At 61.6% G+C, this 21,337-nt stretch carries 9 protein-coding genes; 5 read left to right on the top strand and 4 right to left on the bottom strand.

What is annotated here, in order from left to right:
- Positions 1 to 36: 36 nt before the first annotated feature.
- The 3 genes from CE_RS14285 (at position 37) to CE_RS14275 (ending at position 6,613) form a co-directional block, all read left to right on the top strand.
- The gene (locus tag CE_RS14285) at positions 37 to 1,332 is read left to right on the top strand and encodes an AAA family ATPase (protein ID WP_011076137.1); all 1,296 of its coding nucleotides are present in this window, start codon (positions 37 to 39) and stop codon (positions 1,330 to 1,332) included.
- Between the two features lie 24 nt (positions 1,333 to 1,356).
- Positions 1,357 to 1,974, top strand: a complete 618-nt coding sequence (locus CE_RS14280; protein ID WP_011076136.1) for an RloB family protein — start codon at positions 1,357 to 1,359, stop codon at positions 1,972 to 1,974.
- 64 nt (positions 1,975 to 2,038) lie between these two features.
- Positions 2,039 to 6,613 carry an Eco57I restriction-modification methylase domain-containing protein gene (locus CE_RS14275; protein WP_006768744.1) on the top strand — a complete coding sequence of 1,525 codons (4,575 nt, stop codon included), beginning with the start codon at positions 2,039 to 2,041 and terminating at the stop codon, positions 6,611 to 6,613.
- 28 nt (positions 6,614 to 6,641) lie between these two features.
- On the opposite strand, the gene CE_RS14270 is transcribed toward CE_RS14275, so the two are convergent.
- Positions 6,642 to 8,177: a hypothetical protein gene (locus CE_RS14270; RefSeq protein WP_011076135.1), complete on the bottom strand. Its 1,536-nt coding sequence runs from the start codon at positions 8,175 to 8,177 to the stop codon at positions 6,642 to 6,644.
- A 689-nt stretch (positions 8,178 to 8,866) separates the two neighbouring features.
- Between CE_RS14270 and CE_RS14265 the strand changes: the two genes are divergently transcribed.
- Both CE_RS14265 and CE_RS14260 read left to right on the top strand, forming a co-directional pair.
- Entirely contained in the window at positions 8,867 to 15,169 is a 6,303-nt protein-coding gene (locus CE_RS14265) for a DEAD/DEAH box helicase (protein WP_006768747.1), read from the top strand.
- Between the two features lie 4 nt (positions 15,170 to 15,173).
- Complete coding sequence (locus tag CE_RS14260; protein ID WP_006768748.1) at positions 15,174 to 17,507, top strand: 3'-5' exonuclease; 2,334 nt, start codon at positions 15,174 to 15,176, stop codon at positions 17,505 to 17,507.
- A 56-nt stretch (positions 17,508 to 17,563) separates the two neighbouring features.
- On the opposite strand, the gene CE_RS14255 is transcribed toward CE_RS14260, so the two are convergent.
- From CE_RS14255 to CE_RS14245, 3 genes are all read right to left on the bottom strand, one after another.
- Positions 17,564 to 18,499: an SDR family oxidoreductase gene (locus CE_RS14255; RefSeq protein WP_006768749.1), complete on the bottom strand. Its 936-nt coding sequence runs from the start codon at positions 18,497 to 18,499 to the stop codon at positions 17,564 to 17,566.
- 301 nt (positions 18,500 to 18,800) lie between these two features.
- The gene (locus CE_RS14250) at positions 18,801 to 19,877 is read right to left on the bottom strand and encodes a maleylacetate reductase (protein ID WP_006768750.1); all 1,077 of its coding nucleotides are present in this window, start codon (positions 19,875 to 19,877) and stop codon (positions 18,801 to 18,803) included.
- Between the two features lie 80 nt (positions 19,878 to 19,957).
- Positions 19,958 to 21,202 (bottom strand): MFS transporter, encoded by a 1,245-nt coding sequence (locus CE_RS14245; RefSeq protein ID WP_006768751.1) that lies wholly within the window; start codon positions 21,200 to 21,202, stop codon positions 19,958 to 19,960.
- Between the last annotated feature and the right edge of the window lie 135 nt (positions 21,203 to 21,337).

The following is a 21,337-nucleotide window of genomic DNA, read 5'->3' as shown; positions in this document are numbered from 1 at the left end:
CCGTTGGAAAACGGGGTGAAAGGGTGGTGATTCCACGTGATTGTTGAGTTCTCTGTGGAGAATTTCAAGTCGATCAACGAACGGCAAAGCTTCAATATGTCGGCTACACGAGAACAGAAGTTCGGTGAACGCATACCCAGATTTCGGCCGGTATATCGGATGAGGCTGTCACCAGTCGCTTCGATTTACGGAGCAAATGCGTCTGGCAAAACGAACTTCGTTCGCGCCCTTGCTCACATGAAATCGCTTGTCATGCCGCCAGCGCATCCTGACAAAGCAATACCGTTCCATCCTTTCAAGCTGGATGCGAATTCACGTAAGTCTGACAGTGGATTCGAGCTGTACTTCATGTGGGATGAGGTGATGTACCGCTATATCATCAGCCACAACCGTGAGCGCATTTCGAATGAGGGGCTCTGGAAGGTGACCAGCGGTAACGATCAACTTATCTTCAGCAGGAATGACGAAGCCCGCGAGGTTGGTGGTGAGTCATCGCTCGCCTCGACCCTGCTAGACGGAGTTGCGGACAATATCTCCTTCGTCCGATTCCTGCAGGATTGGACCGGGAAAGGTGACAGCATCATCGAAACCACCCGGATAGTCAGTTACTGGTTCTCAAACCTGACAGTTCTTGGGACTGACAGTGGAAACCACATGATCCAGAATTTCACTGATGCACTTGCAGGTGCCACTGATTGGCTGCCACGACTCGGCGCGGGCTTAGATGGGATTGAGGTCAAACCAGTCAACGATGATGTATCAGCGCTCTCTGCATTTACAGATCGACTTGCCGAGGGGGAATCAATGTTTGCCAGCCGTGATGGTCAGCTCATTGAATTCAAGAGAGTAGATGGTGAGATTAAGGCAACGGAAGTAGCGCTTACCCATACGACAGACACCGGTGAATCGGTTGCACTTGATTGGTCGGAGGAGTCCGATGGTACCCGTCACCTCGTCGGCCTTCTACTGCCTATGTTCAAGGAGCTGGGCAAACCAGGGAGCAATAGGGTCGTCGTCATTGACGAGTTCGACCGGAGCCTTCACACGCATTTAGCCATTAGTCTGATTAGTTCGTTCCTCAACAGCGTGACAGAAGAGTCCCGATCTCAGCTGATACTGACTACGCATGATCTCATGCTGATGGACTTCTCGATCTTCCGCAAGGATGAGATCTGGGTTGTTGAAAAAGATGAAACCGGACAGTCTGCCATTATCGCACTTAGTGAGTATGACGGTCTCCGAAACGACAAAGACGTGCGTAAGAGCTATATGGAAGGTCGATTCGGAGGGATCCCCATCATACAAGACGACGTTCTTGGATCTAGTATCTAAGGAGTCACTTGTAGAGGGGGATACATGGCAAAGCCGGAGAAAAAAGCATCAGTACGTCGCTATCGACGCTTGTACATCATTGGCGTAGAGGGTCAGACAGAAGAAGCCTATTTCCGTAGGTTTATGAACCAACGGGCATCCGTAAAGGTCATTCCTAAAAAGGGTCGGTCGTCAAACCCATTATCCGTTTTGAACACCGTGGAGGAGAAATTAATCGAGCAGAAACGGTTGGGCCAATTAAAGCCCGGAGACCAGGCATGGGTTGTTATTGACCGTGACCAATGGGAGAGTGAACATCTCAATCAACTCTTCACATGGGCCAACGAAAGGAAGGACCGGGGAGTGGGACTTTCTTCTCCCAATTTCGAATACTGGGTCCTCCTGCACGCAGATGACTGTCGTACCGTAAAGGATAAGAACACGCTCGACGCTGCCTTGAAAAGAGTGCTGCCTGGTTATCAAAAGAACAACGCGAATACGATTCCGATTACACCAGACAGTTTGCGGGAAGCGACAAGCCGAGCCCGTCGCAACCTAACGGATATGCCCAACTCGTTAGAGCAGGCGGAAGAAGGACGCTCGGCTTTCACCACCGTGCATTTCCTCGTTGATAACCTCCTGCGCGATCTCACCCGAGATTAAGTCCCAATAGGAGCTCCTGTACCCGAGTGTTGGAGACACTTCATCGAACTGCATACTAGAATGCATGGCCACCTACGATTCCATTATCAACGTCGAGGAGTGGATCAGCGATCACTTCCTGACCACCGACGAGACCAAGGGCGAGTCCTACGGCAAACGAGTCGCTCAACGGGTCAAGGAGTGGAAGGACGATGAGGCCGACAGTGGTCACACTTCCCCACTGACCAGGTTCACTTCCCTCCGCCGCGAGTTGCAGAACGCTCTGGCCACTCTTGATGAGAACACCGTCGATGAGACCACCACCCTCATCCGTCGGGCACTGGGTTATGGCCAACCCACCCGCAGGACCTTCACCCGCGCGGGCACCACCACCGAGTTCGATGCCTGGGCTGGTGTCGCGGGTTCCGCGTTGTTGTTGGTGGCCGAACCGATCGCCACACTCGAGGACTTCCCCACCACGACCGTGCGCGGTGAGGTGCTTGTCGACGCCAAACCCTCCTCCCCCACTGCCTCCGCCCTGGTGGGTGACATCTTCCTTGCTGATACCCCACCCGAGTTCATCGTTGTCATCGCCGGTGGTTGGGTCATCCTTGCCGAGCGTGAATCCTGGCCCCTGGGACGCTATCTGGCCATCGACCTGGCACTGGTGGTCGAACGCAATGACATCAAGGCCAAGGGTGAGATGCAGCGGGTGGCCGTGGCCCTCGCGCGCGAGAACGTTGAACGCGCCGCCGATGGCGTGACCTGGTGGAACGAGACCATTGAGCAGTCCCGCGAGCATGCAATCAAGGTCTCCGGTGAGCTTCGCAACGCGGTGCGTGAATCCATTGAGCTGATCGGTAACGATGTACTCAACCGCTACCGCGATCAGGGTCTCAGCATCGATGACATTGATGGCAACGAGCTGGCCAAACAATCTCTCCGGTACCTCTATCGCATCCTCTTCCTGCTCTTTGCCGAGGCCTCCCCCGAGCTGGAGATCCTGCCCACGGGTACCCCGGAATACGACGAGGGTTATGGTCTGTCCCGCCTGCGTGAGCTGATTCTCACCCCGCCGGTCACCCAGAATGCCCGCTCTGGAACGCATCTCTATGATTCGCTGCAGATCCTCTTCCACCTCGTCGACCAGGGGAACGATCCCCGGGATTCACGCAATCCAGACTTCGACCCGGATGCGGGTGAGGAGGGCCTGCAGTTTCGTAACCTCTCCGCGGATCTGTTCCAGCCGAAGGCCACGAACATCATTGACACGGTCAAACTCTCCAATGAAGCGCTCAACACCGTCCTGGAGAACCTGCTGCTGTCGAAGGAGCAGTCGGGCAAGGAGCGCGGTTTCATCTCCTATGCCACCCTCGGCGTCACTGAACTGGGCCAGGTCTATGAGGGCCTAATGTCCTATACAGGCTTCATAGCAGAGGAGGATTTATTTGAAGTAGCAAAGAACGGCAACCCCGAGAAGGGCTCGTGGGTCCTGCCCGTGGCAAAGGCGGACACCGTCCCACAGGACAGCTTTGTCATGCAGGAGGTCGAGGCCAACGGTGGTGGCGTGGAGCGCCAGCGGCGTCGTCATGCGCAGGGCTCCTTTGTCTTCCGCCAATCCGGCCGTGACCGTGAGCGTTCTGCATCCTTCTACACCCCGCAGGTACTCACCGAATTCACTGTCAGCCAGGCCATCGAGGTGCTCCAGGAAACCGGTCGCATCAAGAAGGCAGAAGATGTTCTTGACCTGACCGTCTGCGAACCCGCGATGGGTTCCGGGGCCTTCGCGGTGGAAGCCGTGCGCCAGCTCGCAGAACTCTACGTCACCCTGCGTCAGGAAGAGCTCGGCGAGCAGATCCCAGCCGAGGACCGCACGAGGGAACTGCAGAAGATCAAGGCGCATATCGCCCTGCACCAGGTCTACGGCGTGGACCTCAACGCCACCGCTGTCGAGCTTGCCGAGATCTCCCTATGGCTCGACACCATGACCGCCGACCTCAAGGCCCCGTGGTTTGGCCTACACCTGCGTCGCGGTAACTCCTTGATTGGGGCGACGCGAAGCGTCTACTCCCCTCGTTTACTGTCCAAGAAGGCATGGCTCAAGGAGGTGCCGACGCGTCTGCCGCTTGTCGACGTAGCCGAATCCGTCGATTCCGGTTCCCCGGAGTCGTCCCTCTCCCCGGGTATCCACCATTTCTTGCTGCCATCAGCAGGATGGGGCGCAACTGCTGACGCGAAGGACGTCAAGGACATCGCCAGTGAGGAACAAAAGGTTCTCAAGGCCTGGCGCAGGTCGATTCAGGTTGTGCCCGATAAGAATCAGAAGAAGCTGCTTGAGGGCTTGTCGCGCCGCGTCGAAAAGTTGTGGCGTCTGGCACTCATTCGCTTGCGCATTGCCGAGGATCAGGCCCGCCGTGACATCGATGTATGGGGGCATGAAACACAGTTGAGCGACAGGGTAATCACCCGGGAGCAGATTGAACGTGACCTTTTCGACAATCCCAACAACGCATATAATCGCCTGCGACTGGCCATGGATGCGTGGTGTGCGTTGTGGTTCTGGCCGCTAGACCAGGTTCGTACCGAGGAACATCCGGACCGGCCCGAACTGCCCGACTTTGATGAATGGCTAGCGACTCTCCGGGATATTCTTGGCATCGAAACCTCGGTGGCGCAAGGCCAGTATGTGCTCGGGGCCGCCACCACCTGGGAAGAACTCAATGAGTTCGAAGAACAAGACGCTAAACTCAGCGGTGCACGTGACATAAAGTTTGTTAACGGCGTGACCTGGCTCACCACCGCCCGCGACGTAGCCACCACCCAAGGTTATTTCCACTGGGACCTCGACTTCGCCGCTGTTTTCGCCCGAGGCGGCTTCGACCTCCAGGTCGGCAACCCACCCTGGGTACGACCCGATGTCAAGGTAGACGATCTCCTTGCTGAAGTGGATCCGTGGTTTTGTCTTGCTAGCAAGCCCACTCAAGCGGATAAGAAGCTGCGCACCACCGAGGTTATGAAAAACCCAGGAAGTGTTTCGTTGTTACTGCGGGGAACAGGTGAAACGGTCGCGACAGCAGCGGTTCTCGGTTCCGTTCCCGACTATCCACACCTTAAAGACCAACGTCCAGATCTCTACCGTGGATTCATGGAGACAACGTGGTCCAATGCCTCCTCCACTGGTGTTGTCTCACTCATCCACCCCGAATCCCACTTCACCGAGAAGAAGGCGGCACCGCTGCGACGCGAGGTCTACCTGCGGTTGCGCCGCCACTGGCAGTTCATCAACGCATTGATGCTCTTCGACATCGATGACCACGTGGTTTATGGCGTGCATCTGTATTCCTCTAAGCAGGACAGCCCGCAGTTCCACAACGCGACTAAGATGTACCACCCAGAAACTGCCGCACAATCCGTTCATCACAACGGAGATGGGCCTCTCCCCGGCATCAAAGACGAAGACTATAACTGGGATCGACGTCCGCATCGTGACCGCATCCAGCATGTTGACGAGTCAGTGCTCAAGACATGGAAATCAGTGCTCGAAGACGACGACATCCCGTGGTTAGACACCCGCATGGTCTACACCGTCAACACTGAAGCCGCAGCAGTACTTGAGAAGCTTGCCGCAGCACCTCGGATGAAAGACCTCGATCTGCAGTTTTCCAGCGGATGGAATGAGACCACAGATAAGAAGAAGGGGTATTTCGATGTGGGGTGGGGCCACCCTGATTCTTGGGACGATGTCATTCTGCAGGGACCCCACCTGGGTGTCTCCACACCGATGATCAAACAACCCAATCCGACAATGAAACATAACCAAGACTGGACCGAAATCGACCTGGAGGCACTACCCGCAGATTTCATCCCCGCCACGGCCTATCAACCAAACTATGAGATGGCCTATAACGAAGAATATGCCAAATGGAAGATCGGCGATCAAAACGTTTCCTCCGCCAGCGTATACCGCATTGCTTGGCGAAAAATGGCAGCGACCACGGGGTTCCGAACCTTATACCCAACCATTATTCCCCCAGGTGCTACTCATGTCGATGGAATTATTAGTGGTGCGAGCACGGACATTTGGAAAACTATTGCTGTTGGGGCTACAGCTTCCTCTTTTCTTTCTGACTTCCTTATTCGGGCGATGGGAGTTCAGAACATTCACGGTGCAAAATTCGCGCTTCTTCCTATTGCTATAACGAGTAAATACATGGATTTAGCAATCGACCGTTACCTCAGCTTGAATTGCCTTACTTCTGCGTATGCAACCCTCTGGCGAGACATTGAAGGCGAGGAATGGACCGTTAAGATCCCAATACACAATGCAAAAGAGCGCTTCCATGCTCAGAACGAGATCGATGCACTTGTCGCGCTGTCACTTGGGATTACGGCCGACGAATTATGCATGATCTACCGGACCCAGTTCCCGGTCATGCGGCGTTACGACCAGGAAAATCGTTTTGATTCTCTGGGGAGAAAAATCTCTAAGGAAGTTCTTAAAAATCATCTGAACGCAGGGAAAGAAGAATCATTAACCACAATTGAACGCACGTGGGAACATCCACAATCTGGCGTCAGTTACACCTTTGAATATCCCTTCTCGACCTTAAATCGCGAAGCAGACCTTCGACGAGCGTACGCGGAGTTTTCAGCCACCTAGGAAAATCCACCCCGTCAGCATAATTTTCTTACTTCTCTATCCCATCTGCATGACGAGCGTATGCTGCTCGCAAGTCTTTCTCACGGTCTAGTGGAGTAAACGGGTATTCGAAGTAGTAACTAACCTGGGACTGTGGATGCGTCCACGTGCGCTTTTCCTCTGGAAGTTCTTCCCCTTCTCTTAGCTTCTTCTCCAACTTCATAATCTCCGGGGCGACCCTTCGGCCGTTGGCATCAAACAAATTCTCTTGGTCGTAGCGCCGCATGACGGGGAACTGGGTCCGGTAGATCGTGCATAGCTCATCAACGGAGATGTTCAAGGATAGCGCCACGGCTGCATCGATCTCGTTCTGGGCATGGAACCGTTTCTTGGCATTGCGGATTGGAGTGTTAAACGTCCAATCCTCGTCGGTGATCGCCTTCCATAGGGGCGCATATGCGGACGTAAGGCAGTTGAGACGCAAGTAGGAAATAGTTGCGATTCGGGTGAGTCTCGAATCCATAATCACGGGTGTTTTTTCGATAAGTGATGGCCATAGGTGGGTGCCTGCGCTGCGAATAACGAAGTCGGAGAGCAGAGAAGAAAGAAATGCCCCGGCTGCTAACATTGAGGTCTGGTCTTGAAGAGAAGATGCCATGCCGGCAGTTATCACACCATTTACGTGGGTTGTTCCAGGAGGAATCAACGCAGGATACATTGTCCTAAACCCAGTGGTTGCCGCCATTTGACGCCAGGCAACCCGGTAGAATTTGCGCGCTGATATCCAGTCGCCGTTCAGATCCATCCATTTGGCATATTCTTCGTTATAGGGCATCTCGTGATTGGGTTGATAGGCCGTGGCAGGGATGAAGTCGGCCGGTAGGGCTTCCAGATCGATTTCGATCCAGTCTTTATTACTGGTCATGGTCGGGTTGGGTTGTTTGATCATCGGTGTGGAGACACCCAGGTGGGGTCCCTGCAGGATGACATCGTCCCAGGAGTCGGGGTGACCCCACCCCACATCGAAATACCCTTTCTTCTTATCGATCGACTCATCCCACCCGCGAGAGAACTGCAGGTCGAGGTCTTTCATCCGGGGTGCTGCGGCAAGCTTCTCAAGGACTGCTGCGGCGTCGGTGTTGACGGTGTACACCATGCGGGTATCCAACCAGGGGGTATCGTCATTTTCGAGGACTGATTTCCAGGTCTTGAGCACTGACTCTTCAACATGCTGGATGCGGTCACGGTGCGGGCGGCGATCCCACTGACCCTCGTCATCTTTCAAACCTGGCAGCGGTCCGGAACCGTCATGACCCAATGAGTCAGTCGCAGTTTGCGGGTGATAGAGGGATGCCGCGCTGGTGAAGCTCGGGACATCTTGTGGGTGCGAATAGACATGAACTCCATATTGAACCAGGTTATGGACATCAAAGAGTCGAAGTTCGTTGATAAACTGCCAGTGTCGGCGTAACCGTAAGTAGGCCTGGCGCCGTAGCGGGGCGGCCTTTTTCTCAGTGAAGTGAGATTCGGGGTGGATGATGGAAACCACACCGGTCGGCGAGGCACTGGACCACGTTGTCTCCATGAATCCGCGGTAGAGATCCGGTTGTTGTCCCTGCAGGTACGGGTAGGTGGAGAGATGGCTGATGAATTCTGCCGTGGCAACTGTTTCCCCGACACCATTGGTCAGAGTTGAGGCAGTTGCAGGGTTGACGGTGATCGACTGTTCACGGCGTTGGTTTTTCTGTGCCTGCGTTGGTTTGTGTGCCAGGGAAAACCACGGGTCGGATTCCGATAGCAGTGCGTCGACATCGGTGCGGGGTCGTACCCAGGGTGGGTTGCCGAGTTGGAGGTCGAAGCCGCCTCGGGCGAAAACAGCGGCGAAGTCGAGGTCCCAGTGGAAAAAACCTTGGGTGGTGGCTACCTCACGGGCGGTGGTGAGCCAGGGCAGTCCGTCAACAAACTAATTGTCATCTAAGTCACAGAATTGAACTTGTGGGAGGTGGTCAGATAGACGAGTTTGTCTATTATTTCCGCACTCTTCCTACCATGCTCAGTCCACTGATCCGCGGTACATCAGGGGACATTGTGCTGCCCTTCTTTTTACCACCAGGAAACAATGAAGGCGCATCTGTGGCAGGAAAAATGCTACCCAGTGGAACGTAGTCGCCACCTCCGAGTAGAACATAGGGTCGGCTATCCCGAGGTGGGGGCACATGCCCTGCCTATGATGTAGACAGTCCCTGATTTACTAATGACCATCTGGAGAAGCCGTTGTCCACCCTCATCCCCGCCCATGCGGCCGGCAACATCCGCGAAGGTCTGACGGAGTACCTGACCACCAGCTTCTCCCTGGCGGACGCGGAAACCTCCACTGAGCTGGAACGCTTCCTCACCGACGCTGACGGTGGCATGTTCCATGGACCTTACGTCCGTTCGCGGCTGCCGTATGCGCAGGCCACGGACTGGGAGAACGTGCTCGGGTGGTTGCCTGACTGGTTCGTGCCCTACCACCACCAGGACCAGGCGTTCCGCCGGCTGCGTTCGGTGAATGAGAACGGCCCACGCCGCCCTGAGCCCACGTTGGTGGTCACCGGTACCGGTTCGGGCAAGACCGAGGCGTTCCTCATGCCCATCCTCGATCACGCCCGGCGCATGCGTGCCCGTGGTCAGACGGGTGTGAAGGCGCTGCTGCTCTACCCCATGAATGCGCTGGCCAATGACCAGGCCGAACGCCTGGTCACGCTGCTCAATGAGGAATCGGCTCTGTCAGGTGTCACCGCGGGTATCTACACCGGTGAGGCCAAGGGCCAGGCGACCAAGGTGTCCCCGACCTCGTTGATCAACAATCAGGAGGTGATGCAGCAGGACCCGCCGGATATCCTGCTGACCAACTACAAGATGCTTGACCAGCTGCTGCTGCGGCCCAGGGACCGCGAGATCTGGGAGCGTTCTGCGGAGTCGCTGACCTACCTGGTTCTCGATGAGTTCCACAGCTACGACGGCGCGCAGGGCACCGATGTTGCGCTGCTGCTGCGCCGCCTGGGCCTCATGCTCAAGCGCCACCAGTCCCCCGGCTTCCTCGACGCGGCCGACGCCACCCGACCGCTCGGCCAGGTCACCCCGGTCGCCACATCAGCCACCCTCGGTTCCGGTCGTGACACCACAGAGATCCGCGACTTCGCCCGCACCATCTTCGGTGAGGAGTTCTCCCCCGAGGCGGTCGTCACCGAACACACCCTGGCTCTCGGCCACTGGCAGCGGGAGATCGCCGCTTCCTTCGGCCCACCGACCCTGTCAGACGACCAGCACACGATCCCCGATGTCGAGGACGTTGCTGAGCTGCTGGAGCATCTCGCCACCGCCCCCGCCGGCATCGATCACGCCGAGCATGTCTACACCGTCTTCTGTGAGCGGGTTTGGCACTGCCCCACCGACACCCGCCAGGCGGTGCGCAACTACGCTGCACACCCGCTGACGGAGCTCATCCTCGAACACGCCGCCACACCTGTGCCGTTGAACCGGCGGGTGCAGGATGAGGTAGATACCCTTCCTGAGCTGGTGCTCGGTGAGACGATGGTCCGACAGCTGGGTCAGGAACGGTCCGCCGAGCTGATCACCCACGCGTTGACCGCCATGGCCTATCTGCGCGCCAACCTCGATGTGGCATCCTGGGCCCGCAAGCGCCTGCCCGGCATCGAGACGCATCTGTGGGTCCGTGAGCTCTCCCGCATCGACCGCGCCGTCACCGACGTCGGCCCTGAGGCCGGGTCCATCTTCCGCTGGTCGGACGATGGCCAGTCCGATGATGTCGACGAGTCCGCCGTCGTGTGGTTGCCCGCCTGCTTCTGCCGGGCGTGCGGACGCTCCGGTTGGATGACTGCGCTGGAACCCGGCACGGAGACCCCCGAGACCGAACCCTCCGTCATCCGCCGCGCCTCCATCGAGAACAGGGGACGCCAGCGCCCGCTTCTCGACGCCACCGCCGAGCAGCGCGCCGCTCTGAGTGCCGGCCGCCCGGTCGCCGGTCCCCGTGGCGGTGATGCGGATTCCGCGGTGCTGTGGTTGCACACCGACACCCGCGAGCTGTCCGTCCGCGAACCCACCGAGGCGGAGGCAGCCTCCGGCTCGTCGATCCCGGTGCTGACCCACTACGGACTTGATGCCGATGACCTGGCTGATGAGCAGACCTGCCCCTCCTGTGGCACCACCGACTCCATCCGCTACATCGGGTCCTCCATCGCCACCCTGCTGTCGGTGTCGCTGTCCAACCTGTTTGGCATGTCGGACCTGGACACCTCGGAGAAGAAGACCCTGGTGTTCACCGACTCGGTGCAGGACGCCGCCCACCGCGCCGGTTTTGTGCAGTCACGGTCCCGTGCCTTCGCCCTGCGTACCCTCACCCGGCGCGCTGTCACTGAGGACGGGATGACCCTGGCGCGGGTGCCGGACCGGTTGATGGAACTGGCTGCCGGCAATGCCCGCTCGCGCTATGAACTGCTGCCACCTGATCTGACGGATTATCCGCAGTTCAGAGGCTACTGGGATAAGGATGCCAGTGATGGGGAGCGTCGACAAGCAGGACGTCACGTCCGGCGTCGACTGGGGCTGGACCTTGCGCTCGAGTTCGGCCAGCGCGCCGACTTGGCGCGGTCCCTGTCCTTGACCGGGTCCCTGACCGTTGAGGTGGAGGTGGGTGATGAGCTCGCCCGTTCCGCCGCCGATGATGCCCTCGGCGCTGTCACTGCTCCAAGCCTGGACTCCGGCGATGCCAGCCGACGGTTGGCCTGGGTTCGTGGTGTGCTGGAGATGACCCGGGAACGTGGCGGCATCTACCACCACTGGTTTGAGCCCTATCTCAAGGATGACGGCAACGCCTACCTGCTCAACCGCAGGCAGGCCCGTGCCCAGGGCATCCCGGGATTCCCCCCGGGTGGTTCGCCGGAGTTTCCCCGCCTGGGCCAGGCGCTCAGCAATGCCCGGCGCGATTCCGGCGTGACCCCGCTGGGCAGTCCCCGGGGCCGCTTCGCACGGTGGACGGCCCGTCAGCTGGGTCTGAGCACCCACGATGCAGCGACGGCCGTGGCGCAGCTGTTCCGCGAACTAGCCAAACGCGAGGTGTTGATGACGGTGGACACCAACTCCGGTGGCACCATCTTCGCGCTCTCTCCCGAACAGATCCGCGTCAGCTGTGAAGATGATCCCGCACTGCTCGAGTGCGATGTCTGCCGGGCCCGCACCGGTGTGGCCGCAGAGGTGCGCCAGGTGTTGTCCGACAGCCCCTGCTTCACCCCCAGCTGCGCCGGCACCCTGCGCTCCGAACCCATCGACGACAACTACTACCGCACGCTGTACTCATCCGAACAGCCACGTACCGTCGTCGCCCGCGAGCACACCAGCCTGCTGGACACCCCGACCCGCGTGCAGCGGGAGAACGCCTTCCGTTCCGGTGATGAGAGCGCCGACTCCCCCAACGTCCTGGTGGCCACACCCACCCTGGAGATGGGTATTGATATCGGTGACCTGTCCACCGTCATGCTCGCCTCCCTGCCGACCTCGGTGGCCAGTTATGTCCAGCGGGTCGGTCGCGCTGGTCGTCTGACCGGCAACTCCCTGATCCTCGCGCTGGTGAAAGGGCGGGGGGCCACCCTGCCCAAACTGAACAAACCCCTGTCGGTGATCTCCGGTGCGGTGTCACCCCCGGTGGCCTTCCTCGCCGCCGTAGAGATCCTCAACCGCCAGTTCACGGCGTACCTCGTTGATTCCATCGACCTGGCCATGGAGATCCCCGACCTGAGTGACGCCGTCAGCGTGTTCAACGACGTACCCGGTGAACCCGCCCTGGTTGATGTGATCACCCGCCGGGTCCGGGCGGGTATCGACGACCTGCTCACCGAATTCATCACCACCCTCACCGGGCAGATCACCGAGGACTCCGCCGCCGAGCTGCGCCGTTGGGCCACCACCGAGGAGGCGGGTGGACTCATCGCCCGACTCGCCCAGTCCCGGAACCTGTGGCGCTCCGAGCGGGCTGAACTCACCGCCCGGCGCGAGCGGCTCTACGACCGCCGCGATGAGCTGGATAAGCGCTCCGATGAGGGCGACTCCGAGCTGGCGGAGGAGAAGCGCGGGGTGCGGGCCTCGCTGCGCCACGTCAACCAGCAACTCAGCGAGACCGTCAACGGCCAGCACTGGGTCGCGGCCATGGAGCGCTTCGGACTGCTGCCCAACTTCACGCTCATCGATGACTCCGTCGAACTGTCGGTCGCGGTATCCCACCTGAACACCGAGACCATGGAGTTCGAGACCGTCCCCTTCGAATACTCCCGGGGTGTCTCCCTCGCCCTCTTCGAGCTGGCACCCGGCGCGACCTTCTACGCCCAGGGGATTGCCGCCACCATCGACTCCGTCGAGATCGGCCACCAGGGTGCGGCCATCGAGCAGTGGCGCCTGTGCCCCGACTGCTCCCACTCACAGATCCTCATCCCGGATGCACCGCAGTCCATCTCCTGCCCGCAGTGTGGGTCCCCCACCTGGGCGGACAAGGGGCAGGTGCTCGATGTGGTGCAGCTGCGCAAGGTCTCCGCCGAGGTGGAGAAGACCAGACACACCATCACCGACACCCGCGATGACCGGTATATCTCACGCTTCCACTCCGCGGTCAGCTACACCGTTCCGGAACACGGCCGGGGGCGTAGCTGGTACCTCTCCGAGGGTTTCGGTGTGGAGCACCTGCGCCAGGTGGAGCTACGCTGGCTCAACCTGGGCAAGGGCAACGGTGAAAAGCGCCTGATCTCCGGGCGTGAACTGACGTCCCCGTTGTTCTCCGTGTGCCGCCACTGTGGCCACCTCGATTCCGAGATCGGTGATAACAACCGCCGGGATCACCGCCCCTGGTGCACCCACCGCACCGCCCGCGAGGAGGACACTGTCTCCTTCGCCCTGGGCCGTACCCTGCGCACCGAGGGTGTGCTCATGCTGCTGCCGGAGCTGTTCACCTCCGAGGCGGACCGCCTGACCGTCACCAGCCTCATCGCCGCGATCAAACTCGGCTTCAAGGAGGTCCTCGGCGGCGATCCGGACCACCTCGACGTGCTCACCGTGCAGGTCCCCCGCAGTACCGGCGGTTCCGTCGATGCGTTGATGTTGCACGATACCGTCCCCGGTGGCACCGGTTACCTCACGCAGTTCACCGAACCGGAGCAGGTCCGCGCACTCCTGCTCGGCGCGTGGGAACGGGTTTCTGCCTGTTCCTGCGCCGACGATGACCGTCTGGCCTGCCCCGACTGCCTCCTGCCCTATGCACGCGGACGCGACATCGAGACCACCTCCCGGGCCGCCGCCGAACGCGCCCTGGCCGCGTTGCTGCTCAATGAGAACCACCCCGAACCCGATGCAGACCCGCGTCAGGCCGGGTGGGATGTGCAGACGCAACGGGCGGAACCGTCGGAAAGCTCCCAGCTGGAGCTGCGGTTCCGTATCCTCATCCGCAAGGCACTCAAGGACCGTAATGCCGAGATCACCGACAAGATCGTCGCCGGCAGGCCGGTCCTGGAATTCACCCTCCCCGGGGGTCGACGCTGGCGCCTGGAGGAGCAACGCGTCTTCCCACACACCACGCCGGATCTGTACCTCGAGCCGATCAACGGGCCACACCGTCCGGTGGCGATCTACCTCGACGGCGCCGCGTACCACATCTCCCCGGCGGCCTTCCGCGTCCACGGGGACGTGCGCAAACGCGCCGGGTTGGCTGCTGATTCCATCATCCCGTGGTCGTTGACCAGCGCTGATCTTGACCGCTATGAACAACGCGCCGACACAGCCCCGGCGTGGACAACGGAGGTGGGTAACCAGCTGGCCAGCGCCAATCCGGTGCTTGACCCACTCACACTGGAACTGCTGACCTCCCCGGTCCAGCTGCTGCTGGCCTATCTGACGGAGCCGGAGAAGAAGGCCTGGGAGGAACTGGCCCATGCGGCGGCCGCGCATGCCATCACCCATGAAACCTCCCGCGAGGGTGATCTGATCCTCGGCCGGATCTTCGGTCGGATCACGCTCACCGCGTCGATGTCAGTCGGGCAGGTCCGGGCCCGCCACCTCACCCTCGACGCCGCGGACGCCGATGACCTGTCCAGGGACACGTGGAACACCTTCCTCACCCTGACCAACCTCATGTGGCTCTCCCCCGATCAGCTGACGGTGACCTCAGGTACGGGAGTGCAGACAAGCGCCATTGTGGAATCGGTGGTGGAGAAGCAGGTGGCCGAGGACGCGGTCGGCACCGAGATTCCAGCCGGGTGGCAGGAGATCTTCGCCGAGTACGAGGACGAGTCCGATGTGGAACGCGCACTCAACCTGCTGGTCGACGCCGGCGCCCGCCCCACCGATGTCATCGGTGAGGAGTACGCGAACTCCGTGGGTGTTATCGCCTGGCCCGCCCAGCAGGTTGTGCTCCTCTTCGACTCGGAGGCAGATGCCGCCGCCACCGAAGAACTGCAGTCGCAGGGGTGGACCGTGCTCCACGCCGACACCCTGACCGCCGAGACCGTCCCCGCCGAACTGATAGAAGAAAGCTGATCCCATGGCACCCGTGACCATCAGTATGCACAGGCTCGACATTGACGGCAGCCTGCGCAAGCAGACGATGGATTTCCTGACCAAGCTTGCCGACGACCCGACCTCCCCCGGCCTGCACGTCGAGCCGATCGCTGCCGCGGTGGACCCGCGGGTGCGCACCGGCCGCGTCAACCAGCAGTACCGGGCGGTGATGTTCGAGCTGACCGGCAAGGACATGCACCACTTTGTCATCGAGGGTGTCTACAACCACGATGATGCCTACAACCGGGCCGTCAAGATCCGCCTGGAGGTCAACCCGGTCAACGGCATCACCCGCCTGATCGAGGAGACCGCGCCGGAGCTCCCGACGGGTCAGGAGAAGTCGGACCGTGCCAAGGCCACGGCAGCCGCCCGCGAGGCCGCGGAACTGGCCGCACAACAGGAAGCTGAAACGGCAGCTGACCCCGTGGCGGTACCGGTGGGCCCCATCACCCCACCACCCGGTGACATCCTGCAGGAGAACGGTTACACCGCCACCGTCCTGGAGCAGGAACTCGGCATTGATCCCGCGGTCATCGACAGGGTGCTGACGCTGGACAGTGAGGATGGGCTTGAGGATGCCCTGATGATGAGCCCCTCCTGGGAACGCGATGCGCTGCTCGGACTCATCGCCGGGCTCACCCTGGAGGAGGTCCGGGAAAGCCTCGGCATCCCAGCCAGAACCGAGGAACCCGCACAGGCTGAGACCAGGACCGAGGACGAGCGGCTCCTGGAGGGACTCAAGACCCCGGCCGCCCAGATGGACTTCGCCTACCTGGATGAGGTCAACACCGAGGAGCTGCGCAAGGTCATCGACGCCCAGGACTTCGATGCCTGGCGGGTGTTCCTCCACCCCGACCAGCAGCAGATCATCGACCGCGACTACTCCGGTTCCGCCCGCGTCTTCGGTGGCGCCGGTACCGGCAAGACCGTTGTCGCCGTACACCGGGCCAACCGTCTGGTCACCTCCAACGGCCGGACCCCGACCCTGTCGGACAACCCACCCGCGGTCCTGCTCACCACCTTCACCCGTGGGCTGGCGGACAGCCTGAAATCACTGATGAACGTGCTCAACCCGGCATTCCCGGAGGCCGGCACCCCGGGTGAACCCGGCCTGTGGATCAGTGGCATCGACGCATTGATCTACCAGCTGTTGAAGAAGGCGAACCCCGCCGAGATCGAGAAGGCCAGCGAGGCCGTCCTGGGACGTGCGACCCGGCGCATCAAGCCCTTCACCGGGGATGAGGAACGCCAGTACTGGTTGGATGCGCTGATGAATTTCCGTGACGCCGATCTGCCACCTGAGCTGGGCAACACCACATTCATGGAGCAGGAATTCGAATCGGTTGTCCTGGCCAACCAGATCACCACGCAGCTGGCCTACCTGCGTGTTGCCCGCCCGGGCAGGGGTACCCCGCTCAACCGTGCGCAACGCAAGAAGGTCTGGCCGGTGCTCGAGGCGTTCATGAACGCCAGCGCCCGCGACGGCAAGGTGTCCTGGCCGGCCCAGGCCGCGGTGGCCGCCCGGCTGCTGGACAACCGGGGCGACTCCCTCTTCGATCATGTGCTTATCGACGAAGCCCAGGACTTCCACGCCGGACACTGGCGCTTTCTGCGTGCCAGCGTCGCCGAGGGCCCCAATGACATCTTCCTCGCCGAGGACTCCCACCAGCGCATCTACGGCCAGCACCATGTGCTCAGCCACTTCGGCATCTCGACGCGGGGTCGGGCGTCGACAAGGCTCACCGTCAACTACCGCACCACCCGCGAGAACCTCGGTTACGCGCTGCAGATTCTCGACGGCGAACAGGCCTGGCTCGATGCCGAGGGTGAGCAGGACTCGGAGAAGGGCTACCGTTCCCTGCGCTCCGGTCCACGCCCACAGCGGATGTCCTTTGCCACCGAGAACGAGGAGTTCGACGCTGTCGCAGAACTCATCCGCCAGTGGCAGGACGGACGCGAGGATGTCCGCATCGGCATCCTCACCCGCACCCGCCCCCTGATCAACCGGGCGGTGAACGCGCTCGCCGACCATGGCATCACTGCCGTCAAGACGCAGAACGCGGAACTCGCCTCCCATGAGGCCGTCAGCGTCATGACCATGCATGGGGCCAAGGGCATGGAGTTCACCCATGTCATCCTGCTGGGTATGGGAGAGGATGTGCTGCCGCTACAGCACCAGCTGGCCGGGCTCGGTGAGGCCGAACGTCAGGACGCCCTCCAGCGGGAGCGCGCCCTGCTCTATGTGGCCGCGACCCGTGCCCGTGATGAGCTGGTGGTCACCACCCACGGTCAACCTTCGGCGTTGCTGCCCGGGTAGGACGCGGAGCGGTACGGCTGGCCGGGGCGGGTGCAGTCGGCGTCGACAAGCATCTGCTACCCCAGCGCGCCGTACCCCGCCTCGAAGGTGGGATAGCGCAGCGAACCGAGCAGGCTGAGCAGCAGCTCACCGCTGAGGACGGTGCCGCCGGGCATCTCGGGTTCCATCGCCGGCGGTGGTGCCACCCCGAGTTGATCGGCGATGAAGGTGACCACCTCCCCCATGGTCGCGGGACGCTGATCCACCGCATGGAGCACTGCGGGCGGATTCTCCAGGGTGAGCATCACCTCCAGCGCGCGGGCCAGATCCACCTCATGGATACGGTTGGTGCGTTGCGCGTACTGGACCGGGGTGTGGTTGACCACCTTCCGCACCATCATCTCCCGGTCCGGACCGTAGATCCCGGCGGGGCGCACAATGTGGGCGTCGAAGAGGTCGATGGCCAGCAGCTCCGCATCCCGCAGCAGCCTGCCACGTGGGGTGATCGGGGCTGGCTCGTCCTGCTCGGTGAGCACCTGCTCCCCCGCCTTCCCCTCAAATACCCTGGTGGACGACACGAACACCACCCGCGGTGGGACCGCGGGCAGCGCCTGCGCGAGGTGGGTCAGCGCGTCGAGATAACCCATGGGATGCCAGGGTGACTGGGCCTGCTCCTGGGCGGGGATCTGGGTGGAAGCCTCCCCCATGCTGGGGCTGAGGGTGATCACCATCGCGTCCACATCCGGCAGTCGTTGTTCCAGCGGCTCCACCAGATCCACCGACAGCGGCTGGAACGACCTGGGCAGATTGCCGGTGCTTCGCCGCAGCGCCACCACCTCCCCGCCCGCAGCCACCAGGCTCTCCCCCAGACGCGTGGCGGTCCTGCCACAACCGGCCAGCAGGGTGCGGTGTGGGACCTGGGGATGGCCATCCTGTGGGGCTCCGGCGGTCTCTGCGGTCTCTGTGGGATCGGCGGGGTTGTGTCTGTCGCTCTTGTGCTCCGGGGAGTTCATGTATGTTCTATCGCTTCCTCTGGGGGGCGGATCACCGTCCGTGGGTGTGCGGCTGGGTGACCCTGATGGGTAACACTGAGATGGGTGATGCTGATGAGCCGCGCGGTGCGCGTTGTGGTGATCCCAGGCTAGTAGACATCAGGTATGATCAATGGCCGGGGTGTGGTTTCCCCAGGCCATGGTCGCGTCGAGTTGGATTCAAGGCACCTGTCCATCTGGTTACCCTTCGTGGTTTATCTAGGAGATGTTACTTTCCGATCCGGGCACACGACGCCCGGCACACGGCCTCGCCCCGGTGTGGTCAGAGTGCCTGCATGAGCAGGCGGGTCATGGCGTCTTCGGTGACGGGCACCGGATTGTCCTTGGGTGCGGCGGCGACGATGTGTTCGGTGGCCTCCGGGATGTTGTCCTTGGTGAACCCGATCTCCCCCAGGTGGCGGGGTGCATTGATGCGTTCATACAGCTCCTCGAGTCCGTCGACGGCGTCCTCCACCCCGAACACCTCGGCCAGGCGCCCCACATGGGCCGCATCACCGGCGGCTGCGTTGAACCGGAGGACATGCGGCAGGACAATCGCGTGGGTTTCCGCATGCGGCAGGTTGAAGGTGCCTCCGAGCACATGGCAGATCTTGTGGTGGAGACCGGCCCCGGCGGAGGAGAAACTCAAGGCCGCGAGATAACACCCGGCGAGGGTGAGTTCCCGGGATGCCACCTCCTGGGCAGCACCGACCTCATCTGCAGCGCCGTGAGCCGCAGATAATCCCACGAGTCCATCCCGGAGCAGCCGGGCCCCCTCCAGGGCGTGGGCCCGGTTGATGGGATCGGCCTTGGGAGCCCAGAGGGAATCCACGCAGTGGGCCAGGGCGTTCAGCCCCGAGGCGACGGTCATCCCGGTGGGCAGCGTGGACAGCAGGTCGGAATCGTAGACCACGACTCTGGGAAGCACCGCGGTATCGGTGCCGGTGGTTTTGGTGCGGTTCTCGGTCATGCCCCACACCGCGGTGGCCTCCGATCCCGCATAGGTGGTGGGCACGGCGATGATCGGCAGGCCACTCGTCAGCGCGACCGCCTTGGCCAGGCCTATTGTGGAACCCCCGCCGATGGCGATCAGTGCGTCGACATCCGCGTCGGCCGCCACCCGGCGCGCCCGCTCGGCCACCTCCCTGGGCACGTGCATGACCACGTCGGTGAACACCGCAGCCACCCCGGTTCCGTCGGTGATCCGCCTGGCCTGCGACTCCTCCCGGGCGGAGGTGATGAGCATGGGCCGATTGGCTCCCAGTGAGGTGACGGCCTGGCCGACATTGACGGCGGCGAGGCCGGTGCCGAACCTGACCTCCTGCGTGAGGAGCCGGTGGTTGAAGGTGAGGGGTGTCATTTTTCTCTCCCGTTGCGTGCGTTGGGGGGTGCGTCCCCGGTCATCGGTGGGCACCAGCGTAGCGACGCGCTTTTCGACGCCTACTTCGCCCGCAGCGAAATCCCCAGCCGCTTCTCAGAAAACAGCATGATCAGCGCGATACCGAGAGCACCCGCGGTGGCGGTGAGCCACCAGGATGTGTGCCATCCGCCGGCCTGCGCGGCCAGCCAGGCCAGCACCACCGGCCCGAGGAAGTTGCCGGTGTTCTGCATCTGGTTCATCAGGCCCACCACCGCCGGTGGTGAACCCCCGGGTGGGGCCAGATCCACGGCGATCCGGAACATGGATGTCGGGATCAGCGCGCCGACCATCGAGAAGATGCAGACCAGGATGAACTGGGTGATGAAGGTGCCGGGCAGTGTGGACCAGTCCACCGCATATACACCGATGGCGGTGATGCCCATGACTATGAAGGCGGTGACCACCAGCGAGCGGACGGGCAATCCGCGTTGCAGCAGGAATCCCGCCAGCACCGCACCCACCGCATTGACCCCGCCTGCGACCGCCGACAGGGCGCCACCGAGCACGGACCCGACCCCGTATTCCTGGTAGACGGTGGGCAGGAACCCGATCACCGCGGTCCACTGGATGGTGTAACAGGAGAACACCGCACCGGCGACCCACGGTTTCCAGCTATGCATGGTGATCCACACCCGTCGGAAGGCAGCTCCCACCCCACCCTCCCGCGGTGGATCCTGGGCTGTGTACCTCAGCAGCAGCGGAATCCCGATCGCGGTGATCACCGCCATCATCCAGTACCACATGCGCCAGTCGGTGACCTGGAGGAGGAGGGCGCTGCCCAACACCGCGATGAAGGTCGCCGTGCCCTGGAACCCGGCCCACGCCCCCATCGCGATGGTCAGCCGGTGGGTTGGTGTCCCCCGGCGGATGAGGGCGGGAGCTGTGACCGTGACCGAGAGATAACCGATGCCCTCCAGTGCGCGGGCCGCCATCATCACCCCGGAGGTGGTGGCCAGGGCGCTGATCACCGTGCCCGCCACCAGCAGCCCCAGGCCGAGTGCCATGGTGCGGCGCAGGCCGACACGCTCACTCACGACGGAGGCCGGGATCCCACCCAGCATTCCGGCCAACTGCACCAATCCCAACAGCAGACCGGCCTGCACCAGACTGATGCTGAGATCCCCCTGGACCTCGGTGAGGGCACTGGGTAGTTTCCAGATGTGCATCGCTGCGATGACACCACAGACCACCACGACGATCCAGGTGGCGTTCCCCTCACGCTGCCGGGTGCGCGTGGGGGCGGTCGACTGGGAGACAGTGGACATGCTGTGGGGCTCCTATCCTCCGGAGTTGCTATAGATAGGTGACCCTAGCCCAGTCCCACGGCTTTGATTCACGGATTAACGATTTAGTTGCCCCGTGGGTGCGCCCCCTGCTGCTTTGCGACGAAAAAAGCCGCC

Source organism: Corynebacterium efficiens YS-314, from assembly GCF_000011305.1.
GTDB lineage: Bacteria > Actinomycetota > Actinomycetes > Mycobacteriales > Mycobacteriaceae > Corynebacterium > Corynebacterium efficiens.
Note: the sequence above shows the minus strand (reverse complement) of the source record. Positions and strands in the feature narration are given on the sequence as shown.

Bases quoted from the DNA above. Each gene is read 5' to 3' on its own strand.
- CE_RS14260 (WP_006768748.1), top strand. From the start codon at position 15,174: ATGGCACCCGTGACCATCAGTATGCACAGGCTCGACATTGACGGCAGC.
- CE_RS14250 (WP_006768750.1), bottom strand. From the start codon at position 19,877: ATGACACCCCTCACCTTCAACCACCGGCTCCTCACGCAGGAGGTCAGG.
- CE_RS14245 (WP_006768751.1), bottom strand. From the start codon at position 21,202: ATGTCCACTGTCTCCCAGTCGACCGCCCCCACGCGCACCCGGCAGCGT.
- CE_RS14275 (WP_006768744.1), top strand. From the start codon at position 2,039: ATGGCCACCTACGATTCCATTATCAACGTCGAGGAGTGGATCAGCGAT.
- CE_RS14280 (WP_011076136.1), top strand. From the start codon at position 1,357: ATGGCAAAGCCGGAGAAAAAAGCATCAGTACGTCGCTATCGACGCTTG.
- CE_RS14255 (WP_006768749.1), bottom strand. From the start codon at position 18,499: ATGAACTCCCCGGAGCACAAGAGCGACAGACACAACCCCGCCGATCCC.
- CE_RS14270 (WP_011076135.1), bottom strand. From the start codon at position 8,177: ATGGAGACAACGTGGTCCAGTGCCTCGCCGACCGGTGTGGTTTCCATC.